General features: G+C 62.7%; 21 protein-coding genes and 1 tRNA gene. 10 read left to right on the top strand and 12 right to left on the bottom strand.

Annotation, left to right across the window (positions count from 1 at the left end; all coding sequences use genetic code 11):
• Positions 1–13 precede the first annotated feature (13 nt).
• Positions 14–871, top strand: a complete 858-nt coding sequence (locus ASF66_RS10850) for a peptidoglycan DD-metalloendopeptidase family protein (protein WP_056843841.1) — start codon at positions 14–16, stop codon at positions 869–871.
• 107 nt (positions 872–978) lie between these two features.
• A complete protein-coding gene (gene rpoS / locus ASF66_RS10845) occupies positions 979–1983 on the top strand; it encodes an RNA polymerase sigma factor RpoS (protein WP_049862264.1) in 1005 nt (334 codons plus the stop codon).
• A 495-nt stretch (positions 1984–2478) separates the two neighbouring features.
• Here the strand turns inward: rpoS and fdxA are convergent, their stop codons facing one another.
• Both fdxA and mutS read right to left on the bottom strand, forming a co-directional pair.
• Positions 2479–2802 (bottom strand): ferredoxin FdxA, encoded by a 324-nt coding sequence (fdxA, locus tag ASF66_RS10840; RefSeq protein WP_043185148.1) that lies wholly within the window; start codon positions 2800–2802, stop codon positions 2479–2481.
• Positions 2803–2940: 138 nt separating this feature from the next.
• The gene (mutS, locus tag ASF66_RS10835; RefSeq protein WP_082484629.1) at positions 2941–5508 is read right to left on the bottom strand and encodes a DNA mismatch repair protein MutS; all 2568 of its coding nucleotides are present in this window, start codon (positions 5506–5508) and stop codon (positions 2941–2943) included.
• Positions 5509–5715: 207 nt separating this feature from the next.
• On the opposite strand from mutS, the gene ASF66_RS10830 reads away from it, so the two are divergent.
• The 3 genes from ASF66_RS10830 to recX all read left to right on the top strand — a co-directional run bounded on the left by ASF66_RS10830 (position 5716) and on the right by recX (position 7847).
• A complete protein-coding gene (locus ASF66_RS10830; protein ID WP_056843839.1) occupies positions 5716–6216 on the top strand; it encodes a CinA family protein in 501 nt (166 codons plus the stop codon).
• Between the two features lie 85 nt (positions 6217–6301).
• Positions 6302–7372, top strand: coding sequence for a recombinase RecA (gene recA / locus ASF66_RS10825; protein WP_043185156.1), 1071 nt, complete (start codon positions 6302–6304; stop codon positions 7370–7372).
• A gap of 7 nt (positions 7373–7379) precedes the next feature.
• Positions 7380–7847, top strand: coding sequence for a recombination regulator RecX (gene recX / locus ASF66_RS10820; RefSeq protein ID WP_082484628.1), 468 nt, complete (start codon positions 7380–7382; stop codon positions 7845–7847).
• A gap of 57 nt (positions 7848–7904) precedes the next feature.
• On the opposite strand, the gene ASF66_RS10815 is transcribed toward recX, so the two are convergent.
• Positions 7905–8309, bottom strand: coding sequence for a PA3611 family quorum-sensing-regulated virulence factor (locus tag ASF66_RS10815; protein WP_049862260.1), 405 nt, complete (start codon positions 8307–8309; stop codon positions 7905–7907).
• Positions 8310–8491: 182 nt separating this feature from the next.
• On the opposite strand from ASF66_RS10815, the gene ASF66_RS10810 reads away from it, so the two are divergent.
• The 3 genes from ASF66_RS10810 (at position 8492) to ASF66_RS10800 (ending at position 10420) form a co-directional block, all read left to right on the top strand.
• A complete protein-coding gene (locus ASF66_RS10810; RefSeq protein WP_056843837.1) occupies positions 8492–9202 on the top strand; it encodes a tRNA-uridine aminocarboxypropyltransferase in 711 nt (236 codons plus the stop codon).
• Between the two features lie 134 nt (positions 9203–9336).
• Positions 9337–9987, top strand: coding sequence for a response regulator transcription factor ErdR (gene erdR, locus ASF66_RS10805; protein ID WP_049862258.1), 651 nt, complete (start codon positions 9337–9339; stop codon positions 9985–9987).
• A 70-nt stretch (positions 9988–10057) separates the two neighbouring features.
• The gene (locus ASF66_RS10800; RefSeq protein WP_056843836.1) at positions 10058–10420 is read left to right on the top strand and encodes a diacylglycerol kinase; all 363 of its coding nucleotides are present in this window, start codon (positions 10058–10060) and stop codon (positions 10418–10420) included.
• A 13-nt stretch (positions 10421–10433) separates the two neighbouring features.
• Here ASF66_RS10800 and ASF66_RS10795 read toward each other — a convergent pair whose 3' ends face one another.
• Positions 10434–11360, bottom strand: coding sequence for a LysR family transcriptional regulator (locus ASF66_RS10795; RefSeq protein WP_056843835.1), 927 nt, complete (start codon positions 11358–11360; stop codon positions 10434–10436).
• A 118-nt stretch (positions 11361–11478) separates the two neighbouring features.
• Here ASF66_RS10795 and fpr point away from each other — a divergent pair, with 118 nt between their 5' ends.
• Positions 11479–12258, top strand: coding sequence for a ferredoxin-NADP reductase (gene fpr, locus ASF66_RS10790; protein WP_002554680.1), 780 nt, complete (start codon positions 11479–11481; stop codon positions 12256–12258).
• A 63-nt stretch (positions 12259–12321) separates the two neighbouring features.
• Here fpr and tsaA read toward each other — a convergent pair whose 3' ends face one another.
• The 4 genes from tsaA to rimO form a co-directional block, all read right to left on the bottom strand.
• Positions 12322–13014, bottom strand: a complete 693-nt coding sequence (gene tsaA, locus ASF66_RS10785; RefSeq protein WP_049862254.1) for a tRNA (N6-threonylcarbamoyladenosine(37)-N6)-methyltransferase TrmO — start codon at positions 13012–13014, stop codon at positions 12322–12324.
• A gap of 5 nt (positions 13015–13019) precedes the next feature.
• Positions 13020–13481, bottom strand: a complete 462-nt coding sequence (locus ASF66_RS10780) for a DUF1456 family protein (protein WP_049862253.1) — start codon at positions 13479–13481, stop codon at positions 13020–13022.
• A gap of 55 nt (positions 13482–13536) precedes the next feature.
• Positions 13537–14247 carry an rRNA pseudouridine synthase gene (locus tag ASF66_RS10775; RefSeq protein ID WP_056843834.1) on the bottom strand — a complete coding sequence of 237 codons (711 nt, stop codon included), beginning with the start codon at positions 14245–14247 and terminating at the stop codon, positions 13537–13539.
• Between the two features lie 152 nt (positions 14248–14399).
• Positions 14400–15737 carry a 30S ribosomal protein S12 methylthiotransferase RimO gene (gene rimO / locus ASF66_RS10770; protein WP_049862251.1) on the bottom strand — a complete coding sequence of 446 codons (1338 nt, stop codon included), beginning with the start codon at positions 15735–15737 and terminating at the stop codon, positions 14400–14402.
• Between the two features lie 196 nt (positions 15738–15933).
• On the opposite strand from rimO, the gene ASF66_RS10765 reads away from it, so the two are divergent.
• Positions 15934–17832, top strand: a complete 1899-nt coding sequence (locus ASF66_RS10765) for a potassium transporter Kup (RefSeq protein ID WP_056843833.1) — start codon at positions 15934–15936, stop codon at positions 17830–17832.
• Positions 17833–17970: 138 nt separating this feature from the next.
• Here ASF66_RS10765 and ASF66_RS10760 read toward each other — a convergent pair whose 3' ends face one another.
• The 4 genes from ASF66_RS10760 to rne form a co-directional block, all read right to left on the bottom strand.
• Positions 17971–19251 carry a virulence factor family protein gene (locus ASF66_RS10760; protein WP_056843832.1) on the bottom strand — a complete coding sequence of 427 codons (1281 nt, stop codon included), beginning with the start codon at positions 19249–19251 and terminating at the stop codon, positions 17971–17973.
• Positions 19251–21905: a bifunctional lysylphosphatidylglycerol flippase/synthetase MprF gene (gene mprF / locus ASF66_RS10755; protein WP_056843831.1), complete on the bottom strand. Its 2655-nt coding sequence runs from the start codon at positions 21903–21905 to the stop codon at positions 19251–19253. Before mprF ends, ASF66_RS10760 begins: the two co-directional genes overlap by 1 nt.
• A gap of 234 nt (positions 21906–22139) precedes the next feature.
• Positions 22140–22216, bottom strand: a tRNA-Met gene (locus tag ASF66_RS10750).
• Between the two features lie 143 nt (positions 22217–22359).
• Positions 22360–25767 (bottom strand): ribonuclease E, encoded by a 3408-nt coding sequence (gene rne, locus ASF66_RS10745; RefSeq protein ID WP_156463175.1) that lies wholly within the window; start codon positions 25765–25767, stop codon positions 22360–22362.
• Positions 25768–25803: the final 36 nt, after the last annotated feature.

Raw genomic sequence — 25803 nt, 5'->3', positions numbered from 1 at the left:
AAAGGAGCGGCGGGTGAGCCTCACAATCATTGGGCAGCGTGCAGGTAGTTCGAGCTTCAAGCTCCTGATGCTCGGGGTTGCGGTCGCAGCCTTTCTGTCCGGCTGTTCCAGCACCTCCAGCCAGGTCAGCGTGGTCGATCGCAACAATGCAGCCAAGGCGGCACAGCGCCAGCCCGTGACCACCGGCCAATACGCGGTCAAGCGCGGCGACACATTGTTTTCCATCGCCTTCCGCTATGGTTGGGATTACAAGGCTCTGGCCGCGCGCAACAATATTCCCGTGCCCTATACCATTCGCCCCGGTCAGGTGATTCGCTTCGACGGTAGCTCGGGCACGCCAGCGACCACCGTGGTCACCACCCAGAGTGGCGCCTCGGCGTCGTCCTCGAGCCGTACCACCGTCACTCGCCGACCGTTGACCACGGCGCCGACCACGACCACCAGCAGCGCTGCCATCCCCGTGCCTTCGCCCACGCCGGTACCCGCTGGCGAGCGCATACAGGGTGGTTGGGCATGGCCAGCCAACGGTGTTCTGATCGGCAAATTCGCTTCAAACGGTAGTTTGAATAAAGGAATTGATATCGCCGGTGATTTGGGACAGCCTGTTTTTGCTGCGTCTGATGGTGCTGTGGTTTACGCCGGGAGTGGATTGAGGGGCTACGGCGAGTTGGTCATCATCAAACACAGTGATACCTACGTCAGTGCCTACGGTCACAACCGCAGGTTGTTGGTTCGGGAGGGTCAGCAGGTCAAGGTCGGTCAGACAATTGCCGAAATGGGTTCAACGGGGACGGACCGGGTGAAGCTGCATTTTGAGATTCGCCGCCAGGGCAAGCCCGTAGATCCGCTGCAGTTCCTGCCACGTCGTTGATTTGCACTGCCAGCCTGTTCCTTCACGTAGTGGGGACGGGCTCAAGCGCTGCCATGGAGATTGGCGCCGCTGGAGCTTGAGGTCGAACTCAGCAAAGGACTATAACAATGGCTCTCAGCAAAGAAGCGCCGGGGTTTGACATCGACGATGAGGTGCTCCTTATGGAACCCGGCATCGTATTGGATGTGATGTCGGACGAAGAACCTGCTGCACCCGCGGTTCGCACCAAGGCCCGCAGTTCCACATCGCTCAAACAGCACAAGTACATCGATTACACACGGGCGCTCGACGCGACCCAGTTGTATTTGAATGAAATCGGCTTTTCGCCTCTGCTTTCACCCGAAGAAGAGGTGCACTTCGCACGGCTTTCCCAGAGCGGCTGCCCAGCCGGTCGCAAGCGCATGATCGAAAGCAACCTGCGCCTGGTCGTGAAGATAGCCCGTCGCTACGTCAATCGCGGCCTGTCCTTGCTCGACCTTATCGAGGAGGGCAACCTGGGGCTGATTCGTGCGGTCGAGAAATTCGACCCCGAGCGCGGCTTCCGCTTCTCGACCTATGCCACCTGGTGGATCCGGCAGACCATCGAACGGGCGATCATGAATCAGACCCGCACCATCCGCCTGCCGATTCACGTGGTCAAGGAACTCAACGTGTACCTGCGCGCCGCGCGCGAGCTCACGCAGAAGCTCGACCACGAACCGTCCCCCGAAGAAATCGCAAATCTGCTGGAAAAGCCCGTGGGCGAGGTCAAGCGCATGCTTGGGCTCAACGAACGTGTGTCTTCGGTGGACGTATCGCTGGGGCCGGATTCGGACAAGACCCTGCTCGACACCCTGACCGACGACCGGCCCACCGACCCGTGCGAGCTGCTGCAGGATGACGATCTGTCACAGAGCATCGACCAGTGGCTGTCCGAGCTGACCGACAAGCAGCGCGAAGTGGTGGTGCGCCGTTTCGGCCTGCGCGGGCACGAGAGCAGCACGCTGGAGGATGTCGGTCTGGAGATCGGCCTGACCCGCGAACGCGTACGCCAGATCCAGGTGGAAGGCCTCAAACGATTGCGCGAGATACTCGAGAAGAACGGGCTGTCCAGTGAGTCGCTGTTTCAATAGGCTCGCCGACATGGCCAACGACTACGCCCCTTTCGCAGGGGCGTTTTTATTGGTCGCTGTAATGTTGCAGGTGATTGTCAGTATTTCTGGCGACGTTATGTAAGCCTTTGGCTATAAAGCGAGTCAAAGTTCCGTAATTTGAAATCCCGCAGGTTGCAACTGTCTGTTCCGCTGCAACTTATTCAATAATCTGACAACAAAGTCAGCTTCCCGCGAGAATCAGCCGCAGTTGTCTTAACTCCTGGATACGTTAATATCAAGGCGTGTTCAGGGACGACACAGGTGCTCAGGATCGAGTGCCCAAAAGGGATATCGCAGTGACGCGATTCATCAGGACGATGACAGGGATAAAAGGGACAGGGAAAGGTGGGCGGCTCATTACCGCCCCTTTTTTTTGTCTTTTTTTTGGGTGGGAAGCAAACCACCAGCCGCTCGAACGGGCGTCACCTCAGTGATTGCGGCCGAACGGGGCTGGCGCGGGGCAGCAGGTGCGACTTAGCGCTCCAGATCCTTGATCTTGCCTTTGACGCCGTCGAATTCTTCGGCTTCAGGCAGTGCATCCTTCTTCTCGGTAATGTTGGGCCAGACTTCGGCCAACTCCACGTTCAGCTGGATGAACTCCTGCATGTCTTCGGGCACCTCATCTTCCGAGAAGATGGCTTGGGCCGGGCATTCTGGCTCGCACAGTGCGCAGTCGATGCACTCATCCGGGTGAATCACCAGGAAATTCGGGCCTTCGTAGAAGCAGTCCACCGGACAGACTTCCACGCAGTCGGTGTACTTGCACTTGATGCAGTTGTCGGTGACGACGAAGGTCATTTCTATTTCTCTCCTCAGGCGGCGGCAGCGAAGCCCTTCACAGGGCCGCTTGGTTTGGGACAGGCAGCCGCAGACCAGGCTAATAGCCGTTGGCATTCCCAAACCGCGCGGGATTCTAGCAGCTTGTAGGAATAAGCGTTAGACCCGGTTCTTCAGTGCATAGAGCAATTCCAGCGCTTGGCGCGGGGTCAGTCCATCGATATCGGTCTTGGCAAGCTGCTCCAGTACCGGGTGTGGCAGGCTCGCGAACAGGTCGGCCTGATGCGGCGCAGCGGTCTTGCCAGGCGCGGCCGTCGGGGCCTCGTGGGGCAGGCTGGTGGTTTCCAGACGGCTCAGGTGCTCCTTGGCCCGCTGGATCACCGCGCCTGGCACGCCGGCCAACTGCGCTACCGCCAGACCATAACTCTGGCTGGCGGGACCGGCGAGCACATGGTGCAGAAAAACGATGCGTTCGTTGTGTTCGGTAGCGCTCAGGTGCACGTTCGCCACCAGTGGCTGGCTCTCCGGCAGCACCGTCAGCTCGAAGTAATGAGTGGCGAACAGCGTGTAGGCGCGCAGTTCGGCCAGGCATTCGGCGGCAGCCCAGGCCAGCGACAGGCCATCGAAGGTGCTGGTGCCGCGACCGACTTCGTCCATCAGCACCAGGCTGCGCTCGGTGGCGTTGTGCAGGATGTTCGCGGTCTCGCTCATTTCCACCATGAAGGTCGACCGACCGCCGGCCAGATCGTCACTCGAACCGATTCGGGTGAAGATGCGGTCGACCAGCGACAACTCGCAACTGGCCGCCGGCACGAAGCTGCCGATGTGCGCCAGCAACACGATCAAGGCGGTCTGCCGCATGTAGGTGGACTTACCGCCCATGTTCGGACCGGTGATCACCAGCATGCGAGTGCTGTCGTCCAGGCTCAGGTCGTTGGCCACGAACGGCGTGGTCAACACCTGCTCGACAACCGGATGGCGACCCTGGCCGATGCGCAGGCACGGCTCCTCCACGAAGCGCGGACGATTGAGGTCCAGGTTCAGGGCGCGCTCGGCCAGGTTGCTCAGCACATCGAGTTCGGCCAGCGCTGCTGCAGTGTCCTGCAAGGGTGGCAAATGGCCGATGAGGTTTTCCAGCAGTGCTTCGTACAACGACTTCTCGCGCGCCAGGGCGCGACTCTTGGCCGACAGCGCCTTGTCTTCGAAGGCCTTGAGCTCTGGAGTGATGAAGCGCTCGGCGCCCTTGAGCGTCTGCCGCCGGATGTAGTCCGCCGGTGCCTGCTCGGCTTGCTTGCTGGGCAGTTCGATGAAGTACCCGTGCACACGGTTGTAGCCCACCTTCAAGTGGGACAGGCCGGTACGCGCCTTTTCGCGCGCTTCGAGATCGATCAGGAACTGCCCGGCGTTCTCGCTGAGCGACAGCAGTTCGTCCAGCTCGCTGTCGTAACCGGTCTTCAGCACACCGCCGTCGCGGATCACCGCAGGCGGGTTGTCGACGATCGCCTTGGCCAGCAGATCGGCCAGCTCTGGATAGGTCCCGGCGATGGCCGCCAGCTGCGCCAGATGCGGCGCATCGAGTTCGGCCATCGCCACCTGCAGCTCGGGCAGCGCGGCCAGGGCGTCACGCAACCGCGCCAGGTCCCGCGGCCGGGCATTGCGCAACCCGATCCGCGCGAGGATTCGCTCGATGTCGCCGATTTCCTTGAGCTGGGGCTGCAGACTTTCGAAGCGGTAACCTTCCAGCAGGCAGCTGATCGAGCCCTGGCGTGCCTGCAGCACCTTGAGGTCACGCAGTGGGCGATTGAGCCAGCGCGTCAGCAGACGGCTGCCCATCGCGGTCTGGCAGCGGTCGATGACCGATTGCAGGGTATTGTCGCGCCCACCGGCCAGGTTGGTGTCCAACTCCAGGTTGCGACGGCTGGCACCGTCCAGCACCACCGTGTCATCCAGGCGTTCGTGACGCAGGCTGCGCAGATGGGGCAGGGCAGTGCGCTGGGTTTCCTTGGCATAGCCGAGCAGGCAACCGGCGGCGCCGATGGCCAGGGTCAACTTCTCGCAACCGAAGCCCTTGAGGTCCTGGGTGGCGAACTGTTGACACAGACTCTTGTGCGCGGTGTCGCGCTCGAAGTCCCATGGGGCGCGGCGGCGAGAGCCCTTGCGCTTCTCGGCCGGCAGCCCCTGGGGCCAGTCATCGGGAATCAGCAACTCGACCGGATTGATCCGCTCAAGCTCCGCCAGCAGGTTTTCCCAGCCCGCCAGCTCCATGACCATGAAGCTGCCGCTGGTGATGTCCAATACCGCCAGACCGAACAGACGTTCGTCGCCCAGTACGGCCGCGATGAGGTTGTCGCGACGCTCGTCGAGCAGCGCTTCGTCGCTGACCGTGCCCGGGGTGATGATGCGAACCACTTGCCGCTCGACCGGCCCCTTGCTCGTCGCCGGGTCGCCGATCTGCTCGCAGATCACCACCGATTCGCCCAGCTTGACCAGCTTGGCCAGGTAACCCTCGGCCGCATGGTAGGGAATACCGCACATGGGGATCGACTGCCCCGCCGACTGCCCGCGGGCAGTCAGGGTGATGTCGAGCAGTTTGGCCGCTTTCTTCGCGTCTTCGTAGAAGATTTCGTAGAAATCGCCCATGCGGTAGAACATCAGCTGTTCAGGATGCTGGTTCTTCAGCTTCCAGTACTGTTGCATCATCGGGGTGTGGTTAGAAAAATCGGACATTCAAGGACTTAGCTCGCGGGTGTCTTGGGGGACGTAAGGCAGGTTGCCAATAGTACAGGGATTTTTTTTGCGATGTAGGACGTTGGCAGCGCAGACGCAGTCGCACGAATGTCCGTCGGCTCGGTCGTATTCAGGCAGGCCACGGCGACTTTTGACCTGCATGGCGCGAGGGCGTAGCCTCGTTGGCCGCCTCATCAAGGAGCTGCTATGGACGCCTCGACCTCACTCTCTGCCGACCTCGGTGAGCGCCTGCTTGCCCTCGGCGCCCAGGTCACTACGGCGGAGTCCTGCACAGGCGGTGGCATTGCCGAAGCCATCACACGAATCGCCGGCAGCTCGGCATGGTTCGAAGCGGGTTACATCACCTATTCCAATGCGCAGAAAACCGCCCAGTTACAGGTTCCGACCGAGCTGTTCGAACAGGTCGGTGCCGTCAGCCGCGAGGTAGTCGAAGCCATGGTGCGCGGTGCTCAGCAGCACAGCAGAGCACGCTTCGCCGTGGCGGTCAGTGGCGTCGCCGGTCCTGGCGGTGGCTCGGCGGAGAAGCCGGTGGGCACGGTGTGGCTGGCCTGGGCCGACGGCACTCGGGTGTTCAGCCGGCGCGAGCAATTTGCCGGCGACCGCGACGCCGTGCGCCGGCAAACCGTGGTCGCTGCCCTTCAGGGTTTGTTACACCTTGCCGCTGGAGAAAAACCGTTTCCGGGGTAGGCGAGGGGCGTGGTATGTGGAATAATACTGGCTACTTATACAGGTGTTCTGGCCGTCAGGCCTTATTGATTACGTGAGGACTTCAATGGACGACAACAAGAAGCGTGCCTTGGCTGCGGCCCTGGGTCAGATCGAACGTCAATTCGGTAAGGGCGCCGTCATGCGCATGGGTGACCACGATCGCCAAGCGATCCCGGCCATCTCTACCGGTTCGCTCGGTCTGGATATCGCGCTGGGTATCGGCGGTCTGCCAAAAGGCCGGATCGTCGAGATCTACGGCCCGGAATCGTCGGGTAAGACCACGCTGACGCTTTCGGTCATCGCCCAGGCTCAGAAGGCCGGTGCAACCTGCGCCTTCGTCGACGCCGAGCACGCGCTGGATCCCGAATACGCCGGCAAGCTGGGCGTCAACGTCGACGACCTGCTGGTCTCCCAGCCGGACACCGGCGAGCAAGCGCTGGAAATCACCGACATGCTGGTGCGCTCCAACGCGGTCGACGTGATCATCGTCGACTCCGTGGCCGCACTGGTACCCAAGGCCGAGATCGAAGGCGAGATGGGCGACATGCACGTGGGTCTGCAGGCACGCCTGATGTCCCAGGCGCTGCGCAAGATCACCGGTAACATCAAGAACGCCAACTGCCTGGTCATCTTCATCAACCAGATCCGCATGAAGATCGGCGTGATGTTCGGCAGCCCGGAAACCACCACCGGTGGTAACGCGCTGAAGTTCTACGCCTCGGTTCGCCTGGACATCCGCCGTACCGGCGCAGTCAAGGAAGGCGACGAAGTGGTTGGCAGCGAAACCCGCGTCAAGGTCGTCAAGAACAAGGTGGCACCGCCATTCCGTCAGGCCGAGTTCCAGATCCTGTACGGCAAGGGCATCTACCTGAACGGCGAAATCGTCGACCTGGGTGTGGCCAATGGTCTGCTGGAGAAGTCGGGCGCCTGGTACAGCTATCAGGGCAGCAAGATCGGTCAGGGCAAGGCCAACTCGGCCAAGTTCCTGCAAGACAACCCGGAAATCAAGGCCACTCTCGAGAAGCAGATCCGCGACAAACTGCTGACCGGTGGTACCGACAAGGCGGCAGCAGACAAGGCATCGGCGGCGACTGCACCCGCTGCAGACACGGCTGAAGCAGAAGCTGATTTCTGATTAGCCCATGCCACCTGTCGTACTGGATACACCCGTCGCCGTGCGACGGTCTGCCATGGACCTGCTCGCACGTCGCGAGCACGGTCGAGTCGAGCTGACGCGCAAATTGCGTCAGCGCGGCGCCTCTCCCGAAATGATCGACACCGAGCTTGATCGTCTCACCGACGAAGGCTTGTTGTCCGAAGCGCGTTATCTGGAAAGCTTCATTCGCTACCGAGCCAACTCGGGCTATGGGCCTGCGCGGATACGCGAAGACCTGACCCAGCGCGGTCTGCAGCGGGCTGATGTCGAGCAGGCACTTCGTCAAAGCGGATTCGATTGGGGGGTACAGCTGCGTGATGTCTGGGAGCGCAAGTTCGCTGCCAGGCTTCCCATTGAAGCCAAGGAGCGGGCTCAGCAGACACGCTTTCTGGCGTATCGGGGCTACCCGATGGAGCTGATTTCCCGTCTACTCAACGGCAAGGATCTGGACTGATCCTTGCCGTTGAGTCAGCGGTGCTCGTCGAGGAGCACCGTTACTTTTCTCAGAGTATTACTTGCCGCAATCCTTGGCGGTGTAGGACTGAGTGCCGATGGTGCGATTGGTCTTGTATTCGGTGAAGTCGTAGCGCATCACGGCGCCCTGTGCCATCAGGTTGCGGAATCCCTTGTTGCGACACACGCTGGCACCCAGCTGCAGGTACACGGTTTTGGGATCACGGCGCATCTCTTCGGCCTGGCTTTCGCGAACGCTCAGATGGTTGATCAACTGGTTGCCTTCGACGGTGAAACCTTGATCGAGGATGTCCTCGTTGATTGCGCGCGGCGTACCCACACTGCTTTGCTGAGCGACTTTCTGCAGGTTTTTCGACAGCTCCATCTCCTTCAACGAGGCAGCGTGGGCGGCCAGCGGCAGGGCAAGCAGCAAGGCGAAGGATGGGGCGATAAAGCGCAGCATGAAACACTCCTGGGCAAAAAGCCGGGCAAGACAAGTGGGCGTATGACCTGTCGATGGTACAGGCGTTCACCCACCTCTGAGGGTAGGCGGATTATACGGTGCGACACGTCCGCTCACCATCGGCATCGCTGCCAGGGTCAGCTCTGCTAGAATCCGCGCCCCAGTTCCCAGCGTGATCTGCAATGAGCCATGCCGTTTTCCGTCTGCGCAGCGAGCGTCTGGCGCGCAGTACCCAGCCATTTACCGCAAGGGGTTCGCGTGCGCCGCGCTGCCCGCGTTGCCGGGTCATTCCCCAGTACTGTCTGTGCGCCTGGCGCCCCAGCGTCGCTGCGCAGTCGGCCATGTGTCTACTGATGCATGACGTCGAACCCATGAAGCCCAGCAATACCGGTTGGCTGATCGCGGACGTGATCGCCGACACCCATGCCTTCATGTGGTCGCGGGTGGGTGTCGACCCACAGTTGCTGGCGCTGCTGGCCGACCCACAGTGGCAACCCTACCTGGTCTTTCCCGGAGAATTCGTCGAGCCGCAGCGGGTGACGAACAGCGTGACTCCCCAGCCCGGCCGGCGTCCGCTGTTCATCCTGCTGGACGCCACCTGGACCGAAGCGCGAAAGATGTTCCGCAAGAGCCCCTATCTGGCATCGCTGCCGGTGCTGAGCCTGGCGCCTGAGCAACTGTCGCGCTACACCTTGCGCCGTTCCAAGCGTGATGATCACTTCTGCACGGCCGAGGTGGCCGCGCTGTGTCTGGAGTTGGCCGGGGACGAGGCGGCAGCGCGAGTGCTGGATGCCTATCTGGACGTGTTCAGTGCACACTACCTGGCGGCGAAATTTCAGGAGCCCGTCGACGAGACGGATGCGGGGCATCGGTTCCTGGCCGACTACCTATAATTCCGGGCACTGTGTCGAATCCGAGTCGACTCTGGCCGTGGAGTCGCTTGACCACCATGAGCGGGGTCGGCATTCTTGGCGCCGAATCGGGCGGTACTGTCCGAGCGGCTTCATTTCCTGGAATCCTGTGATCGATGGCCACTTACGAAATCCTGATCGCCGACGACCATCCGCTGTTCCGCAGTGCGCTGCACCAGGCCTTGACCATGGGACTGGGCGCGGACGTACGTCTGGTCGAGGTGGCGAGCATTGCCGAGCTCGAGGGGCGTCTCGATGAAAAGGCCGACTGGGACCTGGTGCTGCTGGATCTCAACATGCCAGGCGCCTATGGCTTCTCGGGACTGGTCTTGCTGCGTGGCCAGTACCCGCAGATCCCGGTGGTGATGGTCTCGGCCCAGGAAGACGCCTGGGTCATGGTGCGCTCGCGTGAATTTGGCGCCAGTGGTTTCATCCCCAAGTCGAGTCCGCTGGAAACCATCCAGGCCGCCGTGCGTGATGTGCTGGATGGGGAGGTGTGGTGGCCGCCGCAGGCGTTCGAGGCGGTCAGCGTCTCGGCTGAAGCCAAGGCTGCCAGCGAAGGACTGGCCAGCTTGACGCCGCAACAGTTCCGGGTGCTCACCATGGTCTGCGAAGGGCTGCTGAACAAGCAGATCGCCTACGAGCTGGGCGTGTCGGAAGCCACGATCAAGGCCCATGTGACGGCGATCTTCCGCAAGCTGGGCGTGCGGACTCGCACCCAGGCCGCCTTGCTGTTGCAACAACTGGAGTCCACCTCCGCGAACTGAGCTGTACCGTCACCTCTTTCAATGCCGAACGTTTCAGTGTCGGCCGTTTTCCCTTTCCGGATCGTCGCGCATGTCACCTTTCAAGGGCCAGACCGGCCTCAAACGTATTCTCAACGCCACCGGCTACTCCTTTGACGGCCTGCGCGCCGCGTTCACCGGCGAAGCAGCGTTCCGCCAACTGGTACTGCTCAACGTCGTGCTGGTGCCCGTAAGCTTTTTGCTGCAGGTCAGCCGCGTTGAGCGGGCGGTGCTCATTGCCGTGTGTCTGCTGGCGTTGATCGTGGAGTTACTCAACTCGGCGATCGAGGCGGCCATCGACCGCATCTCGCTGGAGCGTCACCCGTTGTCGAAGAATGCCAAGGACATGGGCAGCGCCGCCCAGTTCGTCGCGCTGACCATGATCGTGCTGGTGTGGGCAGTGATTCTGCTGTGACCGGCGCCTGAGGTCAGGCGATGTCGGGCAGCACGATTTCGTCGCTGCGCTGGGCGCCGGCGGTGAAGGCGCGGCACAGTTCGAGAAACTCGCGCATCGCTGACGTCTGGTATTTGCGTTTGTGCCAGATGAAGTAGAACTGTCGCGCCAGATCCAGTTCGGGCGTATGCACCGGCACCAGGCTGCCGCGCCGAAAGGCGTCGCGCAAGGCCAGTCGCGAGATGCAGCCGATGCCCAGCCCGGACTCCACGGCACGCTTGATCGCTTCGGTGTGTTCCAGTTCGAGGCGGATGTTGAGTGCCAGGCGATGGTGGCGCATGGCTTGGTCGAAGGTCAGGCGCGTGCCCGAGCCTTGTTCGCGCAGAATCCACGCCTCCTGGGTCAGCAGCGCTAGGCTGGCGCTGGATACGCGAGCCAATGGGTGACGCGGTGCGCAGAACACCACCAGTTCGTCTTCGACCCAGGGCTGCACCTCGATGTCGGGATGACTGCAGTCGCCTTCGATCAAGCCCAGATCGATTTCGTAATGGGCGACTTGCTGGACGATGTTGGCGGTGTTCTGTACGTGCAGTTTCACCTGACTTTCCGGGTGCACCTGCATGAAGCGGCCGATCAGCAAAGTGGCCAGGTAGTTGCCGATGGTCAAGGTCGCGCCCACCGCCAGCGAGCCGAATCCGGACTTGCCGTTGAGCAGGTCTTCGATTTCCTTGGCCTGGTCGAGCAGGGCCACGGCCTGGGGCAGCAATTGATGGCCCAGGGCGTTGAGACTCAGGCGCTTGCCGGCGCGGTCGAACAGCTGACAGCTCGATTGCCGCTCAAGCTCGGTGATGGAGGTGCTGGTCGCCGATTGCGACAGCGACAGCAGGTTGGCAGCGCGCGACACGCTTTCCTGCTGGGCCACGGTGACGAAGACTTGCAATTGGCGGAGTGTGAATCGCATATCTATATAACCGATTACCCATATCTCAATAATCCATTTAACAGATATTGTCGATCCCCGTAAACTACTGCGCACTCGCGCCCCTGTCAGGCGTACGCTTTTTCTAGGAGCCCCGTACATGAGCAACATGAACCACGAACGTGTACTCAGTGTTCATCACTGGAATGACACCCTGTTTAGCTTCAAGTGCACCCGCGATCCGGGCCTGCGCTTCGAGAATGGGCAGTTCGTGATGATCGGCCTGCAGCAGCCCAACGGCCGCCCGCTTATGCGCGCCTACTCGATCGCCAGCCCGAACTGGGAAGAGCATCTGGAGTTCTTCAGCATCAAGGTGCCTGACGGCCCGCTGACCTCGCAGCTGCAGCACCTCAAGGAAGGCGACGAGATCATCATCAGCAAGAAGCCCACCGGCACCCTGGTCCTCGACGACCTGAAGCCGGGCAAGCACCTCTACCTGCTGAGCACCGGCACTGGCCTGGCGCCGTTCATGAGCGTCATCCAGGACCCGGAAACCTACGAGCGCTTCGAGAAGGTCATTCTCTGCCACGGCGTGCGTTACGTGAACGAGGTCGCCTACCGCGAGTTCATCACCGAGCACCTGCCGCAGAACGAGTTCTTCGGTGAAGCCCTGCGCGACAAGCTGATCTACTACCCCACCGTGACGCGCGAGCCGTTCGAGAACGAAGGCCGCCTGACCGACCTGATGCGCAGCGGCAAGCTGTTCAGTGACATCGGCCTGCCGCCGATCAACCCGCAGGACGACCGGGCCATGCTGTGCGGCAGCCCGAGCATGCTCGACGAGACCAGCGAAGTGCTCAACAGCTTCGGCCTGACCGTTTCGCCACGCATGCGTGAGCCGGGTGACTACCTGATCGAGCGCGCCTTCGTCGAGAAGTAAGCGGCTGAGCAGCATCCTGAAAAAACCGCCATAGGGCGGTTTTTTTGTGGCCTGTGAAAAGGTCTAGGGCAACACCACTTCCAGCACACGAATCAGGTCGGGTTGCGGATAATGCCAACGCACGTCCACATCCCAGAACCGCGCACCGTACTCGCGCTCCGGCGCGGGTTTCTGGTACGCCGGACGCGGATCCTGGGCCAGGCACTGTTCGATCAGTTCGACCAAGGGCTGCTGCAGGCGAGCGGCATGCGTTCGGGCCTGCGCCAGACCGGCCTCCTGCCACTGCACGGCAATGAGCGCGGGCGCGGCGCTGGCGATCGCATTGACGGCGCCAGGCACGTTATCGGCATAGGGCACGTAGGGCTTGATGTCCAGCACGGGCGTGCCGTCCAGCAAATCGATACCGGACAGGTGCAAGCGCGAGCCTTCGATCTTGTCCAGGCGCACCACTGACTGGCCGATGCCGTTGGGCCGATGGGTAGCGCGGGTGGCGAAGACGCCGATCGACTGGTTGCCCCCCAGCCGTGGTGGACGAACCTTCAAACGTGGCTTGTCTTCCAGAGCCTCATGGAACAGGAACAGCAGCCACACATGGCTGACCTCTTCCAGCCCCTGCACAGCCTCGCCCTGATCGAACGGTGGCAGCAGCTCAAGCACACCACGCGCGGCCGGCGCCAGTTGGGGCTGGCGCGGGATGGCGAATTTTTCCTTGAAACAGGAGCGGACAAAACCGATGGGTTCGACGCTATAGGCCATGGGGCTTAACCGCGGACTCGCAGGGTCAGGCCCTTGAGGAAGTTGCGCAGCAACTGGTCGCCACAGGGACGGTAGTTGTTGTGACCGAACTTGCGAAACAGGGCGCTCAGCTCGGGCTTGGACACCGGAAAGTCCACCGACTTGAGCACGGCGTGCATGTCGTCTTCCTTGAGCTCGAAGGCCACGCGCAGTTTCTTCAACACGATGTTGTTGGTCACTGGTAGCTCGACCGGCTGAGCGGGGCGGTTCTCGTCACGACCACGGCGATAGATCACCAGGCCATCGAGAAAGTGCGCCAGGACCGCGTCCGGGCAATGCACGAAGCCTTCTTCCTCGTCCTTTTTGGTGTAGGCGATGACGTCGGCCTTGCTGATCTCCAGTCCGCCCAGGGCAGTGATGTCAGCCACCTTGCCATCGCTGATGTCGAGCATGTAGCGCACGCTGCGCAGTACATCGTTGTGAATCATGGTGTAGGTCCTGGTTGAACGACACTGCCCAGGCAGCGCCGGAAAAAGAGAGGGTTCAGAATTTTTCCTTGCTCGTCAGGTAGCGCCACTGGCCCAGCGGCAGCTTGCCCATCGACACCCCACCGACACGGATGCGGCGGATCGAGACGATGGTCAGGCCGACACTGGCGCACAGTTGCTGCAATACGCCCGGTGCAGGGTTCTTCAGGGCGAAGCGCAGGCGTGTCTCGTTCTGCCAGCTGGCCTTGACCGCCGGCAGTGCCTTGCCTTTGTACAGCGCGCCGTGATTGAGGCGATTGAGGCCGTGGGGGCTCATTTCGCCCGTCACTTCCACGACGTATTCCTGTTCGATCTTGGCCGCGTCGGCGGTCAGCTTGCGCAGGGTCTTCCAGTCCTGGGTGAAAATCTGCAGGCCACTGGCGTTAGCCGGCAGCTCGGCCGCGCAGCTCAGGCGCAGGAAGTGGCCCTTGAGCGGGCGTTTGCCGAAGGCGTGCTCGCTGGACAAGGTCTGCGCGTCAAGGGTGGCCAGCGCCTCTTCGGCGCTCTGTCCCGGCGCCTGGTGCAGCAACAGGGTGACCGGTTCCGGCGCTTCGGCTTTGGCCTGCGGGTCGAGCTCGACCTTCTGCGTGTCCACCTTGAACTGCGGTTCGTCGACCACCACGCCGTCAACGGACACCCAGCCGCCTTCGATGAAGAGTTCAGCCTCGCGGCGGGAACACCCGACCAGTTCGATGAGGCGTTTGGAGAGACGAATGGGTTCAGACATGACTGCGGCCGTAGCTGGGAAAGGGCGCTAGTGTAACTGTCTGGCGGCGGTTAAGCCCGCGCAGATTACCCAGCGACCGGCAACGGGAGTGGGCGCGACGGCGAACCGGTTCGGTCGCCGCCTGCTTGCACGGTGGGTCAGAGCGCCTGGAGTCAGGCCAGTTCGGCCCACAAATCGTATTCGTCGGCGTCGACGATGGTGCACCAGACCTTGTCGCCCGGCTTGAGGTGAGTGGCATCGTCGATGAACACGTTACCGTCGATTTCCGGCGCATCGAAGAAGCAGCGGCCGACAGCGCCCTGTTCCTCGACCTCATCGATCAGCACTTCCACACGCTTGCCGATGCGCATCTGCAGGCGTGCCGCACTGATCGCCTGCTGGTGCGCCATGAAGCGGTCCCAACGGTCCTGCTTCACGTCGTCCGCAACGATGTCGGCGTCCAGCAGGTTGGCCGGCGCGCCTTCGACCGGCGAGTACTGGAAGCAGCCGACGCGGTCCAGCTGGGCCTCGCTCAGCCAGTCCAGCAGGTACTGGAAGTCTTCTTCGGTCTCGCCTGGGAAGCCGACGATGAAGGTCGAACGGATGATCAGATCCGGGCACTGCTCGCGCCATTTTTTGATGCGCGCCAGGGTCTTGTCTTCGAAGGCCGGGCGCTTCATCGCCTTGAGCACTTTCGGGCTGGCATGCTGGAACGGGATGTCCAGGTACGGCAGGATCTTGCCGGCGGCCATCAGCGGAATGATGTCGTCGACGTTGGGGTAGGGGTACACGTAGTGCAGGCGGACCCAGACGCCCAGGCTGCTCAGCGCTTCGCACAGTTCGAGCATGCGCGTCTTGACCGGGCGACCGTTCCAGAAATCGGTCTTGTACTTGACGTCCACGCCGTAGGCGCTGGTGTCCTGGGAGATGACCAGCACTTCCTTGACCCCGGCCTTGACCAGGCGCTCGGCCTCGCTCAGGACATCGCCCACCGGGCGGCTGACCAGCTTGCCGCGCATCGAGGGAATGATGCAGAAGCTACAGCTGTGGTTGCAGCCTTCGGAAATCTTCAGGTAGGCATAGTGACGCGGCGTGAGCTTGATGCCCTGCGGCGGTACCAGGTCGATCAGCGGGTTGTGGTCCTGACGCGGTGGCACCACTTCATGCACGGCGTTGACCACCTGCTCGTATTGCTGAGGGCCGGTGACCGACAGCACGCTGGGATGCACCTTGCGAATGGCATTCTCTTCGACGCCCATGCAGCCGGTGACGATGACCTTGCCGTTTTCCTTGAGCGCCTCGCCGATCACTTCCAGCGACTCGGCCTTGGCGGTGTCGATGAAGCCACAGGTGTTGACCACCACGACGTCGGCGTCTTCATAGGTCGGTACCACTTGGTAACCTTCCATGCGCAACTGAGTCAGGATGCGCTCGGAATCGACCAGGGCCTTGGGGCAACCCAGCGAGACGAAGCCGACCTTTGGAGCGGCCGACGAAGGAGTGGTGGACATGGCTAACCTCGGTATCGATAGGGCCTCGTGGGCCGCACAGGCGGGCGCTGGGTACGCCTCTGATCAAAAAGTGCGCAATTCTAGCGATGGCGAGGTCTCTTGACCAGCATTATGCGAGGAATTACGACGAGTGCTGCGCTATGCTTCGCCGCGTCGCGCCACATGGCGTTACAAATCAAGGTCGCAGGAGTAGTCGATGGTTCAGGCAAGTAGTGACGGCAATGGTGGGCATTCGACAGCCCGCCCGATCGGCATGCTGGTGGCAGCGGTCGGCGTCGTATATGGCGACATCGGCACCAGTCCGCTGTACACCCTCAAGGAGGTCTTTTCCGGGGGCTACGGCGTACCCATTTCCCACGATGGCGTGCTGGGCATCCTCTCGTTGATCTTCTGGTCGCTGATCTGGGTGGTCTCGATCAAATACATGCTGTTCGTGCTGCGCGCCGACAACCAGGGCGAGGGCGGCATCATGGCCCTGACAGCACTGGCGACCCGTGCCACTTCAGCACTGCCCAGGCTGCGCGCGTTGATGGTGGTGTGCGGATTGGCCGGTGCGGCGCTGTTCTACGGCGACAGCATGATCACTCCGGCCGTCTCGGTACTTTCGGCGATCGAGGGCATGGAGCTGGCCTTCGATGGCCTGGAGCGCTGGGTAGTGCCGATGGCCCTGGTGGTGCTGGTGGCCTTGTTCCTGATCCAGAAACACGGCACCCAGCGCATAGGCAAGCTGTTCGGGCCGGTGATGGTGATGTGGTTTCTGGTGCTGGGGCTGCTCGGCGCGTACGGCGTGTACCAGCACCCCGAGGTGCTCAAGGCGTTGAATCCGGTGTGGGCAGTGCGCTTTTTCATCGTTCATCCCGGCATGGGCGTGGCGATCCTCGGAGCCGTGGTGCTGGCATTGACCGGTGCCGAAGCGCTGTACGCCGACATGGGCCATTTCGGCCGCAAGCCGATCGCTCGCGCCTGGTTCATCCTGGTATTGCCCGCTCTGGTGCTGAACTACTTCGGTCAGGGTGGCCTGCTGCTGGAGAACCCCGAAGCGGCGCGCAACCCGTTCTTCCTGCTGGCGCCGGGCTGGGCCCTGGTGCCCTTGGTGGCATTGTCCACCCTGGCCACCGTGATCGCTTCGCAGGCGGTGATTTCCGGCGCCTTTTCCCTGACCCAGCAGGCCATTCAGCTGGGCTATATTCCGCGCATGCACATTCAGCACACGTCGAGCAGCGAGCAGGGGCAGATCTACATCGGCGCCGTGAACTGGGCACTAATGGTCGGCGTGGTGCTATTGGTGATCGGCTTCGAATCCTCCGGCGCTCTGGCTTCGGCCTACGGTGTGGCGGTCACGGGCACCATGCTGATGACGACCATTCTGGTCTCGGCGGTGATGCTGCTGTTGTGGAAATGGCCGCCGGTGCTGGCGGTGCCGGTGCTGATCGGCTGCCTGCTGGTGGATGGCCTGTTCTTCGCCGCCAACGTGCCGAAGATCATCCAGGGCGGTGCCTTTCCGGTGCTGGCGGGGACCGTGCTGTTCATCCTCATGACCACCTGGAAGCGCGGCAAGCAACTGCTGGTCGAGCGGATCGACGAGGGCGGACTGCCGCTGCCGATCTTCATCGGCAGCATCAGCGTGCAGCCACCGCATCGCGTCCAAGGCACGGCGGTGTTCCTGACCGCGCGCTCCGATGCCGTACCCCATGCGCTGTTGCATAACCTGCTGCACAACCAGGTGCTGCATGAACAAGTGGTGCTGTTGACGGTGGTCAACGAGGACACGCCGCGGGTGCCAATGGGCCGTCGATTCGAAGTGCAAAGCTATGGTGAGGGGTTCTTCAGGGTGATTCTGCACTACGGCTTCATGGATGAACCGGACGTACCGGGTGCCTTGGCCCTCTGTGATCTGCCGGACCTGGACTTCAGCCCGATGCGCACCACCTATTTCCTCAGTCGCGAAACGGTGATCCCCTCCAAGCTGGCCGGCATGGCGCGTTGGCGCGAGCAGTTGTTCGCCTTCATGCTGAAGAACGCCAACGGCAACCTGCGCTTCTTCAAGCTGCCAGTGAATCGGGTGATCGAGCTAGGCACGCAGGTGGAGATGTAGGGAGAGGCAGCGGCAGGGCATGCCCATTGCTGACTCGACTCCCCTGCAGGAGCGAGCAGTGCCCGCGAAGAGGCCCTACCTGACCCCCACAAAAAAGCCCCGGCACCTGTTGTCCGGGGCTTTGTTTTTAGAGCCGGATCAGTTCGAGCCGGTACGCTTGTCGATCTGCTGCACCAGACGCTTGGCCAGCGCCGGGTAGTTCTCGTCGAAGTGATGCCCGCCTGGCAGCTTCATTTTCTCACCCACTGCGGTGGCTTCGGTGCAGCCGCTTTCATCGGCCTCTTCCTCACCATAAACGCAGACTACCTTGGCGGCCGGCAGCTTGGCCATTTCCGGGCCGGTAGGTGCCTCCTTGCCCGCATTGCCCAGCCATCCCTCGACCTCGATCTCGAAGCTGCCACTGCGCGCGAAGGCCAGCAGGATGATCGCGCTGACGCTGTTCTGCTCCTCGGCGGGCAGCCGGTTGTAAATGGCTGGCAGCACGTCGGCACCGAACGAATAGCCGGTCAGCACGAAGCGCTTCGCGCCCCATTTCTGTCGGTAGTAATGCATCAGTTCGACCAGATCGTCGGCGCTTTGCTCGGGTGTCTTGTGCTCCCAATAATAGCGCAGGGTGTCGATCCCTACCGTCGGGTAACCCATGGTCGCCATGTCCCCGGCCACCGCCTTGTCGAGGTCGCGCCAGCCGCCGTCGCCGGAAAGGAACAGGCTGACGGTGTCGTTGCTCTGCGTTGCGGGCACCTCGACCACCGGAATGGCCAGGTGGGTACCTTCATCGCCGACCAGAATATCGGTGACCTGATTCTTCAACACCTGCGGCAGCTTCACGTCGTAATCGCTGATGACGGTCTGGGCATTGGGTTGGTCGCGCACGAACGCGGCGCTGGCGTCGTCGGGGTTGTCGTTCCAGGCCACCATCCATTGACCATGCTCGGCCTTCTTCGGCAACTCCGGTACACAGCCGTCGGGCTTCTCCACGCTCAGATCCACCGACACGGCCTGGGCCTTGTCGTTGTCCTGCGTGGCCAGCCAGCGCCAGGCCAGCGAGGCGCCCGGACCGATCCCCGCCACCAGATCCGGTTTGGCGTCGAGGCGCTCGATGGCGGCATTCAAGGCGGCTTGCTGCGCGCTGCAGTCGGTTTCCGGCAGGATCACCTGGACGATGTGCGCGGAGGCGTCCCGGCTCAAGTCCAGCAACTGCTTGTCGGTCAGGGCTTCGGCGGCGGGCAGTGCGATCGCCACCCGGGACTTGGTCCGCGTACCGGGGACGACATCGCGAGCTTCGCTGCCGTTGCTCAGGCGTTGTACGCTGAGCTGGGCAGCCGGGACAGGGCGAGTGGCCCACCAGTAGTAGCCGGCAGCTGCCAGCAGCATTACCACGATCAAGGCGAACAACTTGCGCCAGTAACGTCGAATCATCAGCGTTTCACCAATCCTGTCAGGCCACCTGCAATGAGGGCGGCGGTATCGGCCAGTGCCACCAGCGGATCAAGGCCCGCCGGCACGGCCATGTAGCGAGGCTCCCAGGTAGGCTGGAACTTGTCCTTGAACCGGCGCAGGCCCTGGAAGTTGTACAGCTGCTCGCCACGATTGAACACCATCGAGCCAAGGCGCTGGGTCAGGGGAGCACCGCGTCGCGGTTGCAGACCGGACAGCGGCACCATGCCCAGACTGAAGCGCCCGTAGCCGTGTTTCTTGTAGTGCTGGATCAAGCCTACCATCATGAACTCCATGGTCAGCTTGGGCGCCTGGGGATGCGCACGCATCAGGTCCAGGCTGGCCAGCTCCTTGCTGTCGGTTTCCAGCAGGTTGGCGAACGCCACGGGCTTGCCTTCGAAATGGACGATCGCGATGCGGAAATGGTTCAGGTATTCCGGACTGAAGCGGCCCAGGGAAAAACCCTTCTCCCGTACGTTCTTGCCCGTGAGCCAGGCATCGGAAATGACCTTGAGCTCGTCCAGCGGCGCCTGTCCCGGTTCGTAGATCTCCAGTGACAGACCGTCGCGGGTGCCGCGGTTCCAGGTGTAGCGCAGGTCCTTCATCTCCTTGCCCTTGGCTTCCAGATCGAAAGCGTACAAGTCGACCCGGGCTTCTTCGCCCAGCTTGATCGCGGTCAGGCCGATGTCCATGTAGAACGGCAGGTTCTCGGCCCGGACCTGATAGAACACCGGGCGCGCGTGGTGAAAGTCGCAGAGGTCGCGGAACTGCCAGATCATTTCGGCGCGCGGCTGGGTCGGGCCGATGGGGTCGTACAGCGCAACCAAGCTGCGCCCGCGGCGGGCATACATCAGAAAGGCTTCATCCTTGGGGTGGAACAGCAGCGCCTTGTCGCCGGTCAGGGCCAGGCCACCATCGGGCTGGTGAGACGCCTTGAGAATGGTCGCGGCGCGCTGCAGTTCCTCGGGTGTGGGCAGATGGATCACCGGGCGCGCGGTGCGCAGCAGCCAGGTCAGCGCAACCACGATCAACAACACTGCGCTGCCCAGGGCCGAACGCAGGCCGCGAGGTGCATCGGCATCCAACGCAAACTGCCACCACAGCTTGGTGCTGTAGGGTACGTCCTGGTAGGCGAAGAACAGCAACCAGATCGATGCACCCACCACGCACACGCTGGCGATCAGGTACAGCGGGGAGAACGGCAACTCCAGCAGTCGGCTGGGCCGGTAGAAGGAGCGCTTGAAGACGGCGAGCAGCAGTGCGGTCATGCACAGCAGCGAGGCCTCTTCCCAGTCGAAGCCCTTGAGCAGCGACAGCACGGCACCTACCAGCAGCAGCACCATGGTCAATACCCACGCGGCCGACAGGCGACGGCGCAACCCCTGTGCCAGCAGCAGGCACAGCACGCCCACCAGACTGGCACCCAGGTGCGAAGCATCGATCAGGCGGTGGGGGATCAGAAAGCCGAGGTCCTGCAGGCGCGTATCGATCTCTGGGGTCGCACCGGAGAACAGCAGCACGACGCCGGACAGGAACACCAGCACCGCCAGGATCGGAGCGGCAAGCCCGGAGGCCACGCGAATGGCCTGCTGGGCGAAGAACAGACGGCGCGCTTCGTTGGCCAGCAGCAGCACGCACGCCACCAGCATCGGCAGCACGACATAGATCAGGCGATACAGCAGCAGCGCCGCTGCCAGGGGCGCGGCGCCCAGGGTGTCGGCGAACGCTGCGAGCAGAATCGCCTCGAAGACCCCGACACCGCCAGGTACGTGGCTGAGCACACCGGCGGCCAGGGCCAGCAGGTAGATCAGCACGAAGGCACCGAACGGCGGAGCCTCGGGCAGCAACAGATAGAGCACGGTGGCGGCTGCCACCACGTCCAGTGCGGTGATGACCAGTTGCAGCAGGGTCAGGCGCGCACTCGGCAAGCGCAGGGTGCGGCGTCCGGCACGGACCAGCAGGTTATCGGCCAGCGGCTGCTCGGCAAGACGACGTCGATAGACGCCCAGCACCAGCAGGGCAGTCAGTAGCAGCACGATCGCGGCGATGGTTCCCAGCAGCCCTTGCGAAAGCCCCAGGGCCAGCGAAGCGGCGGGCAGGCTGCTCAGGGTGGCCACGGCGGCAAGCGGCGGCAATGCACAGCCCAGCGAAAGGCTGGCGAACAAGGTCATGCGCGCGACTTCGCCCGCGCCTACGCCCAGTCGCGAGTACAGCCGGTAACGAACCGAACCGCCGGACAGCATCGACAAGCCGATGGCGTTGCCGATGGCGAATGAGGTAAAGCCCCCCAGGGCCAAGGTGCGTGCCGGGAGAGCCACATTGGCATAGCGGCTGGCGGACCATTCATAGCCCAGCAGAATGATGAAGCCGCAGACCATGGCCAGCAAGGCTCCGCCCAGTGCGGCGGGCGGCGTGGCCAGTACCGAGTCGTGCAGCGCGTAGATGTCCAGTTCGCTGAGCAGATGCCGACAGGCGAGCAGGGCGATGGCAAACAGCAACAGGGTAACGGCCAGCCCCACCGGCTGCCGGTAGCGGCTCAGCAGATCCAGCCAGCGAGCGCGCTCGGGCTTTATCGGGCCGGCGGCAGCGGCAGGTGGGAGTTCCATAGCGGTTGAGTCGGGCAAGTCAGAGCGCATCAATCACCTCTTGGATTGTGCGCAACAGGATGCCGGGATCCCGTCAAAGTACCAATCCCTGTGGAAAAAATAATTCGCGCCATTCTAACGCCTGTGCGCCATGGGTGACCGGCGCCTGGCCAACTGTAAAGCAATTTTCACATTGCTCGCGCGCAGCCTTCGTTAGGTGGCTATGGGCTTTTTCGAGCGCATACGAAAAAGGCCACCCGTTTATAGAGTGGCCCTTCCGATGTTTGGTTGCGGGAGCCGGATTTGAACCGACGACCTTCGGGTTATGAGCCCGACGAGCTACCAGACTGCTCCATCCCGCGTCTGTGGAGGCGCATTCTACAGATACCTGGCAGGCTGTCAACGCATTAGATGCATTAAGCTTCAAATCAGCCCGGATATCTGAGCGGCAGGCAAGAAAAAGCCCCCGGCGCGTTGGCGGCGGGGGCTGATTCACACGCAATGATTACACCAGCGGCTTGGGCTCGTCCTGAGTACCCTGCGCGCTGTCGGCTGCGCTCGATACTTCAGTTTCAGGCTTGAGCGCGGCGAGCTTCGCTGCTTCCTCGGCTTCGCGCTTGCGACGACGCACTTCGCGAGGATCGTTGGGCGCACGGCCGTTGCTCGGCAGCACCGGTGCCGGTTCGGCTTCCTTGAGCGGCTCGGGTTGTGCAACCACCACAGGCTCGCTCGCAGGCGCAGGTTCGGCAACCGGCGCGATGACCGGTTCGACCGTCACAGGCTCGACGGCGGCAGGTTCGACCGAGACTGGCTCGACAGGCGACGGCTCCACAGCAGCAGGTTCGCTGATCTGGTGCAGGGCAGGCTCGGCAGGCAACGAAGGCACTTCTTCTGCGGCTGGCACGGCGCGCGGCTGGAACGCAGGCTCGTTGACCTGTGCTGGATCGACGACCACCGGTGCGTCCACTTCGACATCGGTGCCTGGCTGGCTGATCGGCTCTGGCGTAGTGTCGAACGGAGGCGTTACTTCCACCGGTTCCGCGACGTCCTGCTGCACCGGCTCGTGGGTCTCGGCAGGCTTGGCTGCTTCGACGACGGGCTGTTGCTCGACCACAGGTGCAGCGCTTTCGTTGGCAGGCGCAGCCCAGGTGTCGGGTGCCGAGACCGTTGCAGGGCGTTCGACTTCGGCAGGGCTATCTGCCTGGACAGGGGTGGCAACCGGTGTGTCGACGGCGGCTTCGGCAGTCGGCGCAGTGGCGACGATTTCCGGCGCGGCCAGGCTTTCGCCTTCGGCGTTGGCTTCCTGGGTAGCGGCAGGTTGCACGCTGCGATTGGCCTGTTCGGCCTGCTCGTGGGCCTGGGCTTCGGCAGAAGCGCTGATGGCGTTTTCCGCGACCGCTGCAGTCACGGCAACGCTGGCTGCAAGGGCTGCACCGTTGGAATCGCCTTCGGTCGTCGACTCGTTGGACTCTTCCGAGCCTTCGATCACGTCGCCGTTGGCATCGCGTTGACGTTCGCGACGGTTGCTGCGGCGACGCTGACCACGGGAGCGGCGACGCGGACGATCGCCGTCGTTGCCTTCCTGGTTGTCGTCCTGCAGCAGCTCTTCGTTGTTGAGCACGTCTTCGGTGGTGTCGGCGTCGGTTTCGGATGCCTGTTCCGGATGCGCTGCGCGCTCTTCGCGGGCAACGCGAGGCTGACGTTCTTCACGGGCCGGACGTTCCTCGCGTGGTGCGCGTTCTTCACGGGCTGGGCGCTCTTCACGCGGTGCACGTTCCTCACGAGGAGCGCGCTCTTCGCGGGTCACGCGCTCTTCACGTGGAGCACGCTCTTCGCGGGCGGGGCGTTCTTCGCGAGCGGTCGGTGCGTCCAGAGGCTCACGCAGTTCACGTACCCGTGGTGCGTCGTCGCCACCATTGCGTGGACGGCGGTCCTCACGTGGGGCGCGCGGCTGGCGCTCTTCACGCGGTGCGCGGGCAGGGCGTTCTTCGCGTGCTGCGGGTGTATCTTCGCGGGCGGCGCGGTCTTCACGCGGTGCGCGTTCTTCGCGCGGCTTGCGTTCTTCGTCGCGGCGATTGCTGCTGCGGTTGCGGCTCTGCTGACGACCGTTGCGACGCTCTTCGCGTGCTGGGCGCTCGGGAGTGGTGGTGGCAGGCTTCTCGACGACCACCGGAGCGGCAGGCGTTTCCTTGGTGGCGAACAGGCTGACCAGGGACTTGACCAGACCCTTGAACAGGCTTGGCTCGGCGATCTGTGGAGCCGGTGCGGGCGCAGCTACCGCAACGGGCGCTGCTTCTTCGGCGGCAACCGGAGCGGCAGTGCGGGTCGGCGCGGTTTTCACCGCCGCTTCCTGGCGAACCAGGGTGCGGGTCGCGGCCACTGGTTGTACTTCTTCCACTTCGGCGGCGGCGATTTCGTAGCTGGACTGGCTGTTCTGCGCTTCCGGGCTGTCGTCGCGCAGGCGCTGCACTTCGAAGTGCGGCGTTTCCAGGTGATCGTTCGGCAGGATCACGATGCGGGCGCGGGTGCGCAGCTCGATCTTGGTGATCGAATTGCGTTTTTCGTTGAGCAGGAAGGCAGCGACTGGAATCGGCACCTGGGCGCGGACTTCGGCAGTGCGGTCCTTCAGGGCTTCTTCTTCGATCAGGCGCAGGATGGCCAGCGACAGCGATTCGACGTCACGGATGATCCCGGTGCCGCTGCAGCGTGGGCAGACGATGCCGCTGCTTTCGCCCAGCGAAGGGCGCAGGCGCTGACGGGACATTTCCAGCAGGCCGAAACGGGAGATACGACCCACCTGGACACGAGCGCGGTCGGCTTCCAGCGATTCACGGACCTTGTCTTCCACGGCGCGCTGGTTCTTGGCCGGAGTCATGTCGATGAAGTCGATGACGATCAGGCCGCCGATGTCGCGCAAGCGCAGCTGACGAGCGATCTCTTCGGCGGCTTCGAGGTTGGTCTGCAGGGCGGTTTCTTCGATGTCGCTGCCCTTGGTGGCGCGCGCCGAGTTGATGTCGATGGACACCAGTGCTTCGGTCGGGTCGATGACGATCGAGCCACCGGAAGGCAGTTCGACCACGCGCTGGAAAGCGGTTTCGATCTGGCTTTCGATCTGGAAGCGGTTGAACAGGGGGACGCTGTCTTCGTACAGCTTGATCTTGCTGGCGTACTGCGGCATCACCTGGCGGATGAAGGTCAGGGCTTCGTCCTGGGCTTCGACGCTATCGATCAGCACTTCGCCGATGTCCTGGCGCAGGTAGTCGCGGATGGCGCGGATGATGACGTTGCTTTCCTGGTAGATCAGGAATGGCGCGGAGCGGTCCAGGGAGGCTTCCTTGATCGCGGTCCACAGTTGCAGCAGGTAGTCCAGGTCCCACTGCATCTCTTCGCTGCTGCGGCCCAGGCCGGCAGTGCGGACGATCAGGCCCATGTCGGCAGGAGCCACCAGGCCATTGAGTGCTTCGCGCAGCTCGTTGCGCTCTTCGCCTTCGATGCGACGGGAGATGCCGCCGGCCCGTGGGTTGTTGGGCATCAGCACCAGATAACGACCGGCCAGGCTGATGAACGTGGTCAGGGCTGCGCCCTTGTTGCCGCGCTCTTCCTTCTCGACCTGGACGATGACTTCCTGGCCTTCGCTCAGGACTTCCTTGATGTTGACGCGGCCTTCAGGGTTTTTCTTGAAGTATTCGCGGGAGATTTCCTTGAGGGGCAGGAAGCCGTGGCGTTCCGAGCCGAAGTCGACGAAGGCGGCCTCAAGGCTGGGTTCGATGCGAGTGATGCGGCCTTTATAGATGTTGGCCTTCTTCTGCTCGCGGGCGCCGGACTCGATGTCCAGGTCGTAGAGGCGCTGGCCGTCTACCAGGGCAACACGCAACTCTTCGGGTTGAGTTGCGTTAATCAGCATTCTTTTCATGTAGTACCGTCGGTTTCCGGGCTGCCGGAAACGGCG

It is taken from the genome of Pseudomonas sp. Leaf129, assembly GCF_001423465.1.
Taxonomy (GTDB): domain Bacteria; phylum Pseudomonadota; class Gammaproteobacteria; order Pseudomonadales; family Pseudomonadaceae; genus Aquipseudomonas; species Aquipseudomonas coleopterorum.
The sequence above is the reverse complement of the archived record's forward strand: the minus strand, read 5'-3'. Positions and strand labels throughout refer to the sequence as shown.